Raw genomic sequence first — 14294 nt, 5'->3', positions numbered from 1 at the left:
ACAACAGCCCTATGCAAATCGATTTATTAATCAAACCCAGTTGGATCATCACGGTCAATGAGGCAGATCAAGTCCTCACTGAACAGGCTGTAGCCGTACATGCAGGTCGAATCGTCGATATTTTACCCAATATTGAGGCTGAGCAAACCTACCAAGCAGCTCAAACTGTCGTACTTCCACAACAAGCCTTACTTCCAGGTTTTGTCAATGCACATACCCATGCTGCAATGAGCTTATTACGCGGTTTGGCCGACGATTTACCTTTAATGGAGTGGTTACAAAAGCATATCTGGCCGGCTGAGCGCCAATGGGCTGATCGGCAATTTGTCTATGACGGCTCAAAGCTTGCGATTGCCGAGATGATTCGCTCAGGCACGACTTGCTTTAATGATATGTACTTTTTTGCGGAAGAGACGGTGAAAGCTGTTCAGGAAGCAGGCATTCGTGCCTCGCTTGGCATGATTTTGATCGACTTTCCAACCACCTATGGTCAAGACCCTGCAGATTATTTACAAAAAGGCTTAAACCTACAGGATAGTATTAAAGATGATCCTCTCATCCAGTGCTGCTTTGCGCCGCATGCACCCTACACGGTTTCTGATCACCCCTTACAACAGATACATGAGCTAGCCAAACGCTTCAACACCCCGATTCATATGCATGTGCATGAAACCGCTGATGAAGTGCTACAAGCCGTTAAATCTACGCAAGAACGCCCGCTCGCTCGTCTTGAACGCTTGGGTCTATTAGATCGGCATTTTTTAGCGGTGCATATGACCCAACTACAAGCAGCTGAAATTGATCTGCTTGCGTATAAAGGTGTACATGTCATTCATTGCCCCGAATCTAATTTAAAGTTAGCCAGTGGTTTTTGCCCTGTGGCTAAATTACTCGCCGCTGGCGTGAATATTGCTCTAGGCACGGATGGAGCGGCAAGCAATAATGACTTAGATATGTTAGGTGAAATGCGTACAGCAGCCCTCTTAGCTAAAGCTGTTGCGCAAGATGCGAGTGTTGTTTCAGCACATCAGGTGCTGCGAATGGCAACCCTAAATGGGGCGAAAGCTTTAGGACTAGAGCAGGAAATTGGCTCAATTGAAATCGGTAAAAGCGCTGATTTGATTACAATTAATTTAGGTGGCTTAGAGTCTAAGCCCCTGTATGATCCTATTTCGCATTTAGTGTACTGCACGACGCGCGATCAAGTCACTCATGTATGGGTCGCTGGTAAAATCTTATTAGAAGAGCGTAAACTCAGCACCCTAAATGAAGTAGAGCTCATGAACTCTGCTCAAGATTGGCAAAGTTTAATTGGAGAAACTGCAGGATGAATGCCGAGCTGAATGTAGACCCCAACGAAATTCGTAAATTTGAAAGCATTGCGCATCGCTGGTGGGATCCTGAAAGCGAATTTAAGCCTTTACATGCCATCAATCCTTTACGTCTTAATTATGTAGATGATCGTGCCTCCTTAAAAAATAAACGCGTACTGGATGTCGGCTGTGGCGGCGGTATTTTAGCCGAAAGCATGGCACGGCGTGGTGCTAAGGTAAAAGGGATTGACTTAGGTGAAGGTCCTTTATCGGTTGCCAGTTTGCATGCTTTAGATTCACAAGTGGAGGTGGATTATCAGCAAATCGCCGTGGAAGTTTTAGCCGAACAAGAGGCTGGTCAATACGATGTAGTCACCTGTATGGAAATGCTAGAACATGTACCTGCGCCTGAATCCGTGATCCAAGCCTGTGCCCGTTTGGTTAAACCGGGTGGTCATGTCTTCTTTTCCACCATTAATCGTAATCCTAAAGCCTTTATGCTCGCTGTGGTGGGCGCGGAATATCTACTTAATATGTTGCCGAAAGGCACCCACGAATACGCTAAATTTATCCGTCCCTCTGAATTGGAGTTCGCGGCGCGCCAAGCTCAACTAAGCTTACAAGATATTAAAGGGATGACTTATAACCCTATGTTCCAAAGCTATCGGCTTGGCAAAGATATTGATGTTAATTATCTCATGCATTTTAAAAAGGAAGAGTAATTCATGCTTACTCCCAAAAGAATAATAATAACCGGCTTGACTTCAATGCTCTTGTCCGGTTGTGCAGTTCATTATGACAATATTGTCGTCACCCCTAATGGACGTGCTCAGTTGACCGAAATGGATCCCGCAATGGATCGCAAAATTCGTGAATTAGCCGGTGCTCTGCTGTCTTTAGGCCCCTACATTAGCCGTGATGAGGCGATGGATTTGGCTTACGACTCTTATGTGTACCCGATGAAATTAGCCAATGAATGGGGTCTGACCTGGCCGCCGATGTACCATAACACTTTGCGTAATGCGAAATTACGTCCAAAAGGTTTATGTGTGGATTGGGCAGACGCCATGATCACCATGGCGCGACGGAAGAATCTAAAAACGATGGATATTTACTGGGGTGTATCTAATCGTGGCGACCCTTGGCGCGAACATAGTACCTTGTTAGTCACCGCTAAAGGTCAACCTTTTGATACCGGTATTATCCTCGATCCTTGGCGGAACTCCGGCAAACTCTATTGGTTACGCCATGTCGAAGATCCTGCATATAAATGGAAATACCATGCAGGGCCATTCTCGCCTTTACCTCCTTTAGGTCAATCGACGGTTAAGCGCATCGTGCAGTAAGCTAGCTTCAGCAGCGTCTCTAATGACAGAGGCGCTTTCCTCTAGCCTAGCAGAGTGCAAAAGCATGCGTATTCGCTTAAAAACCAAATGGAATAATCAGACTCGTGAAGTCTCGTTAACTGATACTGTCAGTGTGCTTGCCTTTAATGCATGGAAAATTGGCATGCAGGCTTTACTTGAGATCGAAAATCAAAACTTCCAAACTGACACTCAACTGCAGCGCATGGCGATTATCGAAGAAGTCATGGTTTTTTTAGTACATGTCTTGGATCGAATCGCTTACTCCGAACTCGAACCAGCAGATCGTCAGCCATTACTCAGTAGTTTTGCTTTAAAAATCGCTGATCATATTCAAGACAATACAAGCGATTTTGCAGGCCAAGGTGACTACCGCAACCCTTTTATCAATAAGCTCAACTCGCGTTTAGCCGAATATGCTGAAACTAGTTGGGATCAAGCTGCACAACTTCCAGGCTTTTCAATGGGTTTAAGCTTTGGACAATATATTGCGACAAGCTTAGGGCCACGTGATCAACAATGGGTTTTAGACTATATCCAACTTATCCTGATGCCCGAAATCCTCGAACCCTATAAGCGAGTTCTAATCCGCTTGGGTTTGCTCTCCACTTCAGTTTAACGCTCTGTTTAAGCTCATAGTTTCCTGCCCAATGAAGAGATAGGGATATTGACCTATTGACTTCAGCGTATTACTTTTGGGAGGTATAAATAGCCTTAAACCTATCTCCTTAGGGATAGAAAACCAAGATTACTGGAATCGATCATGTATAACCCTGTCAGCATTGATTGAAATGTTTCCCCGTGCAGAGCCGATGCTACGTCCACCGTTACCCATTTTAAAAGTCAGCCAAACTTATGCACTCATTGAACTCCGTGCTAAAGAACTCCATTTAAAATTGACTGAGCAGCATCGGGAAGTGATTGAGTTTATTTTAGACTTTTATGAACATTGCGATGACTGCGAAAATGCACGCGCTTTAGCGGATTTGCTACATGCAGAATTCATGCGCCAAGGTGGCCGCCGTTATTTGTATAAGCTATTCCCAGCCGGCCCTTTAAATACGATTCACTATTTGGCTGATTTGCCGGCACTTAAATACGAAACTGATCCAAGTTCTGGCATTCGCTTCTAATTTTGCTGAATTTCCCCGCAGGCTAGTGTATTTACTAGCGCCTCTCGCCTACCGTTTATAAGCAATCCACACCTAATTCTGTTCTATCAAGCTCGCGTTCACCTTGGGTCTTTAAGAATAAGATCACTAAAATTTTATAAACCCAAATTAATAAAAATTAGAAGGTATAACGATGGGCAAACTGACAACGGCCACTTGGGTACCAGGGGCAATGTTGGCAATTGGACATTTAAGTCTAGTACCAACCGCTGCGGAAGCAGATTATGCGACCTATTATCCCCAAGAAAACCCTTATCATGTACAACATGCGTCTTATCAGCCTAATAATCAGCGAATTTTTGATGTTTGGGCACCGAAATTAGATCTCCCTCCTGATATTCAACCCTATACCGATAATAATAATCAGGGCTTTTATAACCCACGCATGGAAGCTCCCCAACGCTCTTATCAATCCCAACAACACAGTCAACCCAATTTTCAAACCGCTGCACCACGCAGCACTAACGGTAAGAGTCTTAATCCAGCTCGTGAAGCGATTTTAAAAGCGGCTTACCGCTCTTTAGGTATTACCTATCGCTGGGGTGGCAATACGCCTCGTGAAGGTTTTGATTGCAGCGGCTTAACTAAATTTACTCATAAAAATGTGCATTTAAGCATTCCCCGGACTGCCCTTGAGCAAAGCCAAGCCAGCCGTACCGTGAGCCGTCGTGATCTGAAACCGGGTGATATGATTTTCTTCCGTACTAGCGGCAAAACGGTGAATCACGTAGGCATTTATGTGGGTAATGGCAAGTTTATCCATGCAGCCTCAGGCGGTGGAAAAGTGACGCTAGATGACTTACGCCGCGCCTACTGGCAGCAACGACTTGTCAAGTACGGAACATTTTTAGCTTAAGTTTGAACCCTGAACTTAATAAGTTAGACTTAGCTGATGATTAATTGCCACGGCGAGTGCATTTAGGCTTATACTCACCACAGGCTTATCATGCCGTATTTGAATAATTCATTTGGAAGGAGATAACTATGGGTTTATTTGATTTTGCAGCTAACATTGGTAAGAAACTGTTTGGCCATGATGATCCTCCTGAGCAGCAAGCCGCTAAGGTACAAGAACACATCCAAGCCGCGAATCCTGGTGTTGATAACCTGCAAGTGCAAGTTTCTAATGGCGTAGCCACCATTAAAGGTGATGCCAAGTCTCCGGAAGCTTTAGAAAAAGCAATCCTGATGGCAGGTAATGCGATGGGTATCCAAGAGGTTAAAGCGGCTGAAGCGACTGTTGCAGGCCAAGCTGCCCAATTAGCCAATGATGATGAGTTCTACATCATTGAAAAAGGCGACACCTTATGGAAAATTGCTGAAAAAGCGTATGGCAATGGCTCTAAATACAATGCGATTTTTGAAGCGAATCGTGAAGTTATCCAAGATCCAGATAAAATTTTCCCAGGCCAAAAAATTCGTATTCCAAGTTCATTAAAATAAGTTTTAGTCCACCTACTAAAATCTCTGAAAAGCCACTGATGAGTGGCTTTTCTTTTAGTTGATTAATATATGTTCTACTAAAACGCACATTCGGTAAATTTTGAATAATCTGCTTCAAAATACTCAACTATTCTAATTAGTTTGCAGCTACAGGATTTGGTGTATGCATCTCACATTTATTTCAGATACTCACTCCTTACATCGGCAATTGCAATTAGAAGGGGGTGAGGTCTTAGTCCATTGCGGCGATTTCACCAAACACGGCGATGTTGAGGATGTGGAAGATTTTGCGCAATTTATGGCAGCTCAAGACTTCAAACATAAAGTTGTGATTGCTGGTAATCATGATTGGTGCTTTGAAGATGAACGGCGCTTGGCTGCGGAAGAATGTTTAGCTTACTACGGCATTCACTATCTGAATGATTCTGGGATTGAATTAGCAGGTTTTAAATTTTGGGGTTCGCCGATCCAACCAGCTTTTAGCAATTGGGCCTTCAATCGCAAACGGGGTGAGGAAATTCGCCGCCACTGGGATTTAATCCCTAAAGATACCGACATTTTACTCACACACGGCCCTGCTTTTGGCATTTTGGATGAGTGTTACGATGGAGTTAAAGTCGGCTGCGAAGTGCTGCTTGAAATAGTTGAGCAGATTCAGCCGAAAATTCATGCCTTTGGACATATCCACGAAGAATATGGACTGCATGAATATAAGGGCACACTGTTTGTGAATGCTTGTAGCTTGGATGAATACTATAACTTGGTTAATCCGCCGGTAGTCTTAAATATTTAACAAGTAGAGATTGGCGCTCAATAATTTCAAAAAATACAGCCTATCAATCATGAAAGCTATCCAATCTATTTTTATAAGACTAATTAAAACCTTACTCTTAATGGCGCTTGCACTATTAACAATAGGCTTGGCAGCTGGATATTACAATCAAAAATCTGAACAACAAGCTAAAGCATATTGCTCCTCTATTAAATTAGGCGATAGTTCTAAAGGGCTACTAGAAAAAGGTCTGGCGGTGGGTGCAGATAAGCGCCATTCATACTACTACAAGGACGCAACTACTCAAGAGGAAAGCCTTGCAATTGCTTTTAAAGGGTTATTTATAGATCGACATTATTGTGGTATGACCATTAAAAACGAAACTATTACTAGTAAAAAACTATTTTTTTTAGACTAGCACTTACTCCTCATCGACTCTCATGCTCTAATCCCAGCTCAAACCTCAGCAAAAGAATGATTGGGAGCACCACATGCTGTTTAAACACTGCTTTGCATCTTTCACACCTTCAAACTATTTAAGCCTTTGCTTGCTAGCTGGCCTAACAGCTTGTACGGCACCGACCATTGACTCTACTTCCATGCAGCCAGCAGCAACCACTAAGACTCCAACGCCATCAAGCTCTCAACCAGCAAAACCTAGTCAAGTACCGACTGATCTAATTCCCGCTGGTATGACTCTACTAAGTTCTTTTAAACATGATTTTAATCGAGATGGTGTAGCCGATTGGGTGGCGGTAGCTAAACAAGATGTTGGCAATGGCTTTTATATTCGCCCTGTGTTTGTTTATCTCAGTCAAACGAATGGCGTATATAAACAACTGGTACAAAGCCCTTTTGAAAGTGCGTGGCCAACAAGCCGTCAACACGGGTTGACCGTGAAGTTACAAGGTAATGATTTACTGATTATTAGTGGCCCCGAAAAATTCTCCGATCTACCCCCGACTAATGGCCCAAATGAAATTAGCCTACGCCAGAGTTATTTATTCCAATACACAAACAATGACTTTGTCTTGCAGCAATATACACATGGCTCCTCTTTTGTTTATCAGGGCAAAGTCACCCATGACTCTTATATTTTTGATCTCCCAACCCGTGCTTATCGTGGCAACCGAGTGGGTAAGCAGCGCTGTGATTTTACCCCAAACCAAGTATGTAAAGATCAGTTCGCATGGAATAAAACGGTAACCAGCTACCCTATTTTGAGCTTAAGTAGCTTCAAACGTTTTGATTCTGAAACGATACGCGAGCTTTCGAAGGCGACCCAGTAGCTTACACGGCAAGCAAAAAAGCTTATTGATTTTTTTACTCAATGCTTCCAACTCAGCCTGTTTAAAATTTGCCACTTGCTCTCTGTTAAGGGCATGCTGCAGCCCTTACAGAGTTCAAGGCTATTTTAAATTACAATCAAGGATCAGCAATTTACAAAAACTGAAATCCAACCCCGCCACTTTCTAAAACAGTAGAGCAATCGGATGTAGGCGGTTTAGTCTGCCTAAACTTTTATTTAATTAGTTATAGCAAACTGGCTCATCCGTAGAGATCAGGCGTTGAACTCGCCTCTATTGCAAGTTTTGTAAGCGCTGTGAACCCTCATACAAGCTTGCCTCTTGGCTGCTACTTTTCCATTGACTAACCAGTCAATCAATGATATTTCATAGGCAACTTTAATACCCAAGAGGCATCACTATGAAATCTCAGGCCAAGGCGGTCGTAATCGGTGGCGGTGTAGTTGGCGTTAGCACGCTCTACCATCTCGCTCGGAAAGGATGGACCGATGTCGTTCTGATTGAACGCAAAGAACTGACTTCTGGCTCGACTTGGCATGCTGCTGGTTTGTTACCGTTGTTTAATATGAGCTATTCAGTCGGTAAACTGCATCAATACTCAGTACGTTTTTATCAAGAACTGGAACAAGAAACCGGCTTATCGGTCGGCTTCAGTAAAGTTTCGAATATTCGTCTGGCCTGCACCCAAGACCGGATGGATGAATACCGTTATTACTCTGGTGTTGCCAAAACGGTCGGTGTCGACGTGAAATTCCTCACGCCAGAGGAAGTTAAAGCTGTTTGGCCGATGTGTAATACCGAAGGCTTAATTGGCGCGATTCAACATCCCGAAGACGGCTATATCCAACCGAATGATTTAACCACGGCTTTAGCCAAAGGGGCACGTGCCCGTGGTGCTGAGATTTATCGCCACACAGCAGTCATTGGGATTGAGCAGTTAGAAAATGGCCACTGGTTAGTCAAAACCGATAAAGGTGATATTACCTGTGATCATGTGATTTCCTGCACGGGTAGCTTCGCGCGCAAAACCGGCGATATGGTCGGCTTAGATATTCCAGTCATTCCGGTTGAGCATCAGTTCATTGTCACTGAACCGCATCCAGAAATTTTAGAGCGTAAAAAGCAAGGCTTGCCCGAACAAGGCGTATTACGTGAATCGGATGCTGGCTACTATTTACGTGAAGAGGCCGGTGGCTTATTACTTGGCCCGTATGAAAAAGGTGCGCCTTGCTGCTATGTGGATGGCCCTGCGCCTGATTGCGAAAACGAACTTTTCCAAGAAGACCTCGACCGCTTAATGCCACATATTGAGGCTTGTATTAATCGTGTGCCTGCCTTCGGTGAAGTCGGCGTTAAATATGTTTATAACGGCGCGATTGCGTATACGCCGGACGGCAACCCAATGGTAGGCCCAGCTTGGGGCTTGAAAAATTTCTGGTTAAATGAAGGCCATAGCTTCGGGATTACCGCTGCGGGTGGTGCAGGCTGGCAGTTAGCTGAGTGGATCGTAGATGGTGAACCGACCGTTGATATGATGGGTGTCGATCCACGGCGTTTTGGCCCGTATGCTTCCCGCGGCTATTTACGCAAAAAGAATGAAGAGGCTTACAGCAATGTCTTCACGGTTCACTATCCAAATGAAGAGCGCCCTGCAGCTCGTCCTTTAAAAACCACACCTTGCTATAGCCGCATGCAGGCTCTAGGTGCGGTATTTGGCCAAACTTATGGCTGGGAACGCCCACAATGGTTCGCCCCTGCAGGCTATCAACTCTCCGCTGAAGATCTAGTCAGCGATGATGTGCTCTTGAATGAAAATCATGGTGCACCGCTTGCGGATGGCCGTATCGTTGAAAAGTACTCCTTCCGCCGCTCTAACTATTTCGAATTCGTCGGCCAAGAATGCCGGCATGTGATGGAAAAAGTTGGCATTTTAGATATGAGCGCCTTCGCTAAATACGAAGTGACTGGTCGTGGTGCAGAAGCTTGGTTGGAATCCCTATTCGCTAACAAGATCCCACAAACGATTGGCCGGATTGGTTTATGTCATATGCTCACCAAACATGGTGGTGTGCGTGCTGAATTCACCGTCTATAAAACTGGTAAGCAAGCTTATTATTTAGTGGGCGCAGGTGCTTTTGAACGTCACGATTATGACTATCTAGAAAAGCTTTGCCCTGAAGATGGTAGCGTTAAACTGCAAAAAATCACCACTCAATACGGTGTTTTAGTCATCGCAGGCCCACGCTCTCGTGAGCTGTTACAAAAGCTGACCGACACTGATTTATCCAATGCTAATTTCAAATGGCTGACCGGCAAAAAGATCAATGTGGGTGCAGCACAAGCGCAAGCTTTACGGGTCAACTTCGTCGGTGAATTAGGCTGGGAACTGCATCACCCGATTGAAATGCAAAACTATATTTTTGATCAAGTGATGGCTGCTGGTGCTGAGTTTGACATTAAGCCCTTCGGAATACGTGCAATGGATTCGTTACGTTTAGAGAAATCCTATCGCTTAATTCCGCGCGAAATGTCAATTGAATACTCGGCTTTAGAATCGGCTTTAGATCGCTTCGTGCGTTTAGACAAGCCTGATTTTATCGGCAAACAAGCCCTGATTGATTGGCAAGCACGTGGCTTCAAAAATGCTTTCGTTACCCTTGAAGTACAGGGTGTAACTGATGCGGATGCCCGTGGTTCGGAAGTTATTTTCCACAATGGACAAGTCGTAGGTCGGACGACTTCCGGTGGCTATGGCTGGCGGATTGGCAAATCTTTAGCCTTAGGTATGGTTACTCCGGGCTTAGATGTATTGGGTACTCAATTGGAAATAGAAATTCTGGGTAAACGCTATCCAGCGACGGTGATTGTTGAATCACCTTATGATCCAGAGAATGAGAAGCTGCGGGCTTAATGCGCTTTAAAATTTAGGGGGCAATTAGCCCCCTAAACTTTTGCTTAGCTTAGATTATCCCACCCAAACCCGTGCATTTCTAAACATCCGTAACCATGGGCCATCCTCCAGCCATTCATCAGGCCGCCATGAATGCTGAACTGCACGGAATACCCGCTCTGGATGCGGCATCATCGTGGTAAAGCGCCCATCTTGGGTAGTTAAGCCGGTAATGCCTAGAGGTGAACCATTCGGATTTTCCGGATAGTGTTCAGTCGCTTGACCATAGTTATCAACATAACGTAAGCCGACTAAACCTTCTGCTAAGACTTGTTCAGGACTAGAAGCATCAAAGATCGCCAAGCCCTCTCCATGAGCCACAGGCGTTGAGAGCACTGACCCGGCCATCCCCTGTAAGAATAAAGACGGTGACTCTAAGACTTCAATATTCACTAAACGTGCTTCAAATTGCTCAGAGGCATTCCGATAGAAACGCGGCCAATGTGCAGCACCTGGAATCATTTCGCGCAATTGCGAAAGCATCTGGCAGCCATTGCACACACCTAAACCGAAGGAATCAGTACGGGCAAAAAAGGCTGCAAATTCATCACGCGCGCGTGGATTCAGTAAAATCGTTTTCGCCCAGCCGCCACCTGCACCCAGCACATCCCCATAAGAAAAACCACCGCAAGCGACTAAACCCTTGAAGTTTTTCAGGCTCACTCGACCACTAATAATATCGGTCATGTGTACATCAATTGCTTTAAAGCCTGCCCGATCAAAAGCTGCCGCCATTTCAATTTGCCCATTTACACCTTGCTCACGCAAGATCGCGACACTTGGGCGCACACCCGTTTGAATGAAAGGTGCAGCAATATCTTTATCCTGATCAAAGCTCAACTTCACTTTTAAGCCCGGATCTTGCGCATCAGCAATCCGTTCAAACTCTTGAGTTGCACATTCTGCATTATCCCGTAGGGCTTGCAGACGATAACTAGTCTCAGACCATAGTTGCTGTAATTTCGTGCGTGGTGCGCGTAATACTTCATCATGGCCAAAAGTCAGTACTAACTCATCGGTATCATTCAGCTCGCCAATCACATGTACATGATGACCTAAGCCTACCTCACGGAATACCGCTAACACCGTATCCGTATCACAATGGCAAACCTGCAGAACTGCACCCAATTCTTCACTAAACAAAGCTTGCAAAGCATTATCGGCGAGATCCCCTAAATGTGCGGTAACACCGACATGCCCTGCAAACGACATCTCTGCCAAAGTCGCTAATAAGCCACCATCAGAACGGTCGTGATAAGCCAGAATCAGTTGCTCGCTACGTAATTCCTGCATCGCTTCAAAGAAATCTTTTAAGGCTTGTGGATCATCTAAATCTGGCGCGTAATGCCCCACTTGACCGTAGACTTGGGCTAAAGATGAGGCTGCTAAACGATTTTTGCCTTTCCCTAAATCCACCAGAATTAAATCCGTATCGCCCTGATCGGTGCGTAGTTGTGGAGTTAAAGTCTTGCGCACATCTTGGACTGGTGCAAAACCGGAGATAATTAAAGATAGCGGCGCCGCCATTTCTCGCTTGGTTTCATCTTGTTGCCAAACCGTTTTCATCGATAAAGAATCTTTACCAACGGGAATCGCAATCCCTAAGCGCGGACATAACTCTTCGCCGACTGCACGAACTGTATCAAATAAGGCCGCATCTTCACCCTGATAACCCGCAGCTGCCATCCAGTTGGCAGAAAGGCGAATATCACTGATCTGGGCAATGTCTGCGGCAGCCATATTAGTAATCGCTTCACCAATCGCCATCCGCCCGGAAGCCGGTGGATTGACTAAAGCTAACGGAGTACGCTCCCCCATCGCCATCGCTTCGCCGGTGTAGCCAACATAATCGGTTAGGGTCACTGCCACATCTGCAACCGGTACTTGCCAAGGTCCTACCATTTGATCACGCGCTACCATGCCGGTAATTGTGCGATCACCAATGGTAATGAGGAAAGCTTTGGAGGCCACAGTCGGTAAAGTTAAGACACGTTCCACCGCCTCACGCAGAACAATCCCATCCAGCTTTAATTCTGGCTTATGGAAAGTTTGATGATGCACATCACGCAGCATCTTCGGTGGCTTACCCAAAAGCACATTCATCGGCAGATTGACCGGGTAATTATCAAATAGCGAATCCCCGACCAATAACTGCTGATCCATAGTGGCCGTACCCACTAAGGCATAGACAGCACGCTCACGCTCACATAACTCACGGAACAGCGGCAAGCGTTCTTCGGCAATGGCGAGTACATAGCGTTCTTGCGCCTCATTACACCAAATTTCCATCGGCGCCATACCTGGCTCATCATTCGGTACAGTACGCAGTTCAAATTTACCACCGCGCCCAGCATCATTGATGATTTCAGGAATCGCATTAGAAATCCCCCCCGCACCCACATCATGAATCGACAGGATCGGGTTGTTTTTACCCATCGCCACACAGCGATCAATCACTTCTTGGCAACGGCGCTGCATTTCAGGATTGCCACGCTGTACCGACGCGAAATCCAGATTCTCGCTGCTCGTACCCGAGGCCATCGACGAGGCAGCACCACCACCCAAGCCAATTAACATCGCTGGGCCACCTAAAACAATAATCGGCGTACCTTCGGGTAAAGCTTTTTTCTCAACATGACCGGCACGGATATTCCCCATGCCACCGGCAATCATGATGGGCTTGTGATAACCACGTAATTCTAAACCTTTCGCCCCCGGCACTTCTTGCTCAAAAGTACGGAAATAACCCGCTAGATTCGGACGACCAAATTCATTATTAAAGGCGGCTGCACCAATTGGCCCGTCGAGCATAATGTCTAAAGCTGACACGATACGTTCAGGCTTGCCAAAATCACGCTCCCAAGGACGAGCGAAATTAGGAATTTTTAAGTTGGAAACCGAGAAACCACATAAACCTGCTTTCGGCTTAGAACCAATCCCAGTAGCACCCTCATCACGAATCTCACCGCCCGAACCCGTCGCTGCTCCGGGGAAAGGCGAAATTGCGGTTGGGTGATTATGCGTTTCCACCTTCATCAGAATATGCACTGGCTCATGCGTATAGTGATACTCATGCCCCTCACCATTTGGCATAAAACGAGTGGCATCAAAGCCTTCAATCACAGAAGCATTATCTTTGTAAGCAGAAAGAATGCCATTGGGTGCATGCTTATAGGTGTTGCGGATCATCGCAAATAGCGACTTATCTTGCTGCTTGCCATCAATAATCCAATCCGCATTAAAAATTTTATGGCGGCAATGTTCAGAGTTTGCTTGCGCAAACATCATCAATTCAACATCGGTTGGATTGCGGCCTAACTCTGCATAATTGGCTGCTAAATAATCAATTTCGTCGGCTGATAAGGCTAAACCCCAGTCTTGATTCGCTTTCGCTAAAGCCGCACGTGCATCCGTTGAAATATCCACATGACGTAAAGTCGCAGGCTCAGCCGTGCTGAATAATACAACTGCATCTTGGTAATCAGTTAATACCGTTTCGGTCATACGATCATGCAAGACTTGGCTAATCTTAGTTTGATCAACGCTAGTTAACTGACTCGTTGTTTCAATGCTATATGCAATGCCGCGCTCAACCCGTTCCACCACTTTTAGGCCGCAGTTATGCACAATATCGGTGGCTTTGCTCGACCAAGGCGAAATTGTACCGGGGCGAGGAGTGACTAAGAATAAGTTGCCATTCGGCAAACCAGTTCCCTGCTCTTCTCCATATTCCAGTATGGTTTTTAGCTGGGTTTGTTCGAGTTCGGTGAGCTCACGGGTATTCCGCACAAAATGCACATACGCGGTTTGAATCGCAGTTATCGTCGGCACAAGCGCTTGGAGAGTAGTTAAGAGCTTGTTTCGACGGAAATTTGAAAGGGCAACACTACCGGGGAGGATCAGCATGGGATCAAATCGCCTGTTATTTCTAAAGCAAATATGATACCGAAAGACGGAACTACATGACAGAGAC

At 45.5% G+C, this 14294-nt stretch carries 12 protein-coding genes; 11 read left to right on the top strand and 1 reads right to left on the bottom strand.

What is annotated here, in order from left to right; all coding sequences use genetic code 11:
- Positions 1–11 precede the first annotated feature (11 nt).
- From Q0230_RS14280 to Q0230_RS14230, 11 genes are all read left to right on the top strand, one after another.
- Positions 12–1331 (top strand): TRZ/ATZ family hydrolase, encoded by a 1320-nt coding sequence (locus Q0230_RS14280; RefSeq protein WP_298610838.1) that lies wholly within the window; start codon positions 12–14, stop codon positions 1329–1331.
- On the top strand, positions 1328–2035 hold the full coding sequence (gene ubiG, locus Q0230_RS14275; protein WP_298610837.1) for a bifunctional 2-polyprenyl-6-hydroxyphenol methylase/3-demethylubiquinol 3-O-methyltransferase UbiG: 708 nt from the start codon (positions 1328–1330) through the stop codon (positions 2033–2035). Before Q0230_RS14280 ends, ubiG begins: the two co-directional genes overlap by 4 nt.
- Before the next feature lie 3 nt (positions 2036–2038).
- On the top strand, positions 2039–2659 hold the full coding sequence (locus Q0230_RS14270) for a hypothetical protein (RefSeq protein WP_298610836.1): 621 nt from the start codon (positions 2039–2041) through the stop codon (positions 2657–2659).
- A gap of 64 nt (positions 2660–2723) precedes the next feature.
- Positions 2724–3296 carry a hypothetical protein gene (locus tag Q0230_RS14265; RefSeq protein WP_298610835.1) on the top strand — a complete coding sequence of 191 codons (573 nt, stop codon included), beginning with the start codon at positions 2724–2726 and terminating at the stop codon, positions 3294–3296.
- 172 nt (positions 3297–3468) lie between these two features.
- Positions 3469–3810 (top strand): TusE/DsrC/DsvC family sulfur relay protein, encoded by a 342-nt coding sequence (locus tag Q0230_RS14260; protein WP_298610834.1) that lies wholly within the window; start codon positions 3469–3471, stop codon positions 3808–3810.
- 172 nt (positions 3811–3982) lie between these two features.
- Positions 3983–4705 (top strand): C40 family peptidase, encoded by a 723-nt coding sequence (locus tag Q0230_RS14255; protein ID WP_298610833.1) that lies wholly within the window; start codon positions 3983–3985, stop codon positions 4703–4705.
- A 128-nt stretch (positions 4706–4833) separates the two neighbouring features.
- Positions 4834–5292 (top strand): peptidoglycan-binding protein LysM, encoded by a 459-nt coding sequence (gene lysM, locus Q0230_RS14250; protein ID WP_298610832.1) that lies wholly within the window; start codon positions 4834–4836, stop codon positions 5290–5292.
- Positions 5293–5455: 163 nt separating this feature from the next.
- Positions 5456–6085 (top strand): metallophosphatase domain-containing protein, encoded by a 630-nt coding sequence (locus Q0230_RS14245; RefSeq protein ID WP_298610831.1) that lies wholly within the window; start codon positions 5456–5458, stop codon positions 6083–6085.
- Between the two features lie 49 nt (positions 6086–6134).
- Positions 6135–6482 (top strand): hypothetical protein, encoded by a 348-nt coding sequence (locus Q0230_RS14240; protein ID WP_298610830.1) that lies wholly within the window; start codon positions 6135–6137, stop codon positions 6480–6482.
- Between the two features lie 73 nt (positions 6483–6555).
- Entirely contained in the window at positions 6556–7353 is a 798-nt protein-coding gene (locus Q0230_RS14235) for a hypothetical protein (RefSeq protein WP_298610829.1), read from the top strand.
- Between the two features lie 418 nt (positions 7354–7771).
- The gene (locus Q0230_RS14230; RefSeq protein ID WP_298610828.1) at positions 7772–10282 is read left to right on the top strand and encodes an FAD-dependent oxidoreductase; all 2511 of its coding nucleotides are present in this window, start codon (positions 7772–7774) and stop codon (positions 10280–10282) included.
- 54 nt (positions 10283–10336) lie between these two features.
- Here the strand turns inward: Q0230_RS14230 and purL are convergent, their stop codons facing one another.
- Positions 10337–14227 carry a phosphoribosylformylglycinamidine synthase gene (gene purL / locus Q0230_RS14225; protein WP_298610827.1) on the bottom strand — a complete coding sequence of 1297 codons (3891 nt, stop codon included), beginning with the start codon at positions 14225–14227 and terminating at the stop codon, positions 10337–10339.
- Positions 14228–14294 lie beyond the last annotated feature (67 nt).

Source organism: uncultured Thiothrix sp., from assembly GCF_937876535.1.
In the GTDB taxonomy this organism is placed as follows: Bacteria; Pseudomonadota; Gammaproteobacteria; order Thiotrichales; family Thiotrichaceae; genus Thiolinea.
Note: the sequence above shows the minus strand (reverse complement) of the source record. Positions and strands in the feature narration are given on the sequence as shown.

Bases quoted from the DNA above. Each gene is read 5' to 3' on its own strand.
- Q0230_RS14280 (WP_298610838.1), top strand. From the start codon at position 12: ATGCAAATCGATTTATTAATCAAACCCAGTTGGATCATCACGGTCAAT.
- Q0230_RS14245 (WP_298610831.1), top strand. From the start codon at position 5,456: ATGCATCTCACATTTATTTCAGATACTCACTCCTTACATCGGCAATTG.
- Q0230_RS14270 (WP_298610836.1), top strand. From the start codon at position 2,039: ATGCTTACTCCCAAAAGAATAATAATAACCGGCTTGACTTCAATGCTC.
- Q0230_RS14260 (WP_298610834.1), top strand. From the start codon at position 3,469: ATGTTTCCCCGTGCAGAGCCGATGCTACGTCCACCGTTACCCATTTTA.
- Q0230_RS14235 (WP_298610829.1), top strand. From the start codon at position 6,556: ATGCTGTTTAAACACTGCTTTGCATCTTTCACACCTTCAAACTATTTA.
- Q0230_RS14255 (WP_298610833.1), top strand. From the start codon at position 3,983: ATGGGCAAACTGACAACGGCCACTTGGGTACCAGGGGCAATGTTGGCA.
- Q0230_RS14230 (WP_298610828.1), top strand. From the start codon at position 7,772: ATGAAATCTCAGGCCAAGGCGGTCGTAATCGGTGGCGGTGTAGTTGGC.
- purL (WP_298610827.1), bottom strand. From the start codon at position 14,227: ATGCTGATCCTCCCCGGTAGTGTTGCCCTTTCAAATTTCCGTCGAAAC.
- Q0230_RS14240 (WP_298610830.1), top strand. From the start codon at position 6,135: ATGAAAGCTATCCAATCTATTTTTATAAGACTAATTAAAACCTTACTC.
- Q0230_RS14265 (WP_298610835.1), top strand. From the start codon at position 2,724: ATGCGTATTCGCTTAAAAACCAAATGGAATAATCAGACTCGTGAAGTC.
- ubiG (WP_298610837.1), top strand. From the start codon at position 1,328: ATGAATGCCGAGCTGAATGTAGACCCCAACGAAATTCGTAAATTTGAA.
- lysM (WP_298610832.1), top strand. From the start codon at position 4,834: ATGGGTTTATTTGATTTTGCAGCTAACATTGGTAAGAAACTGTTTGGC.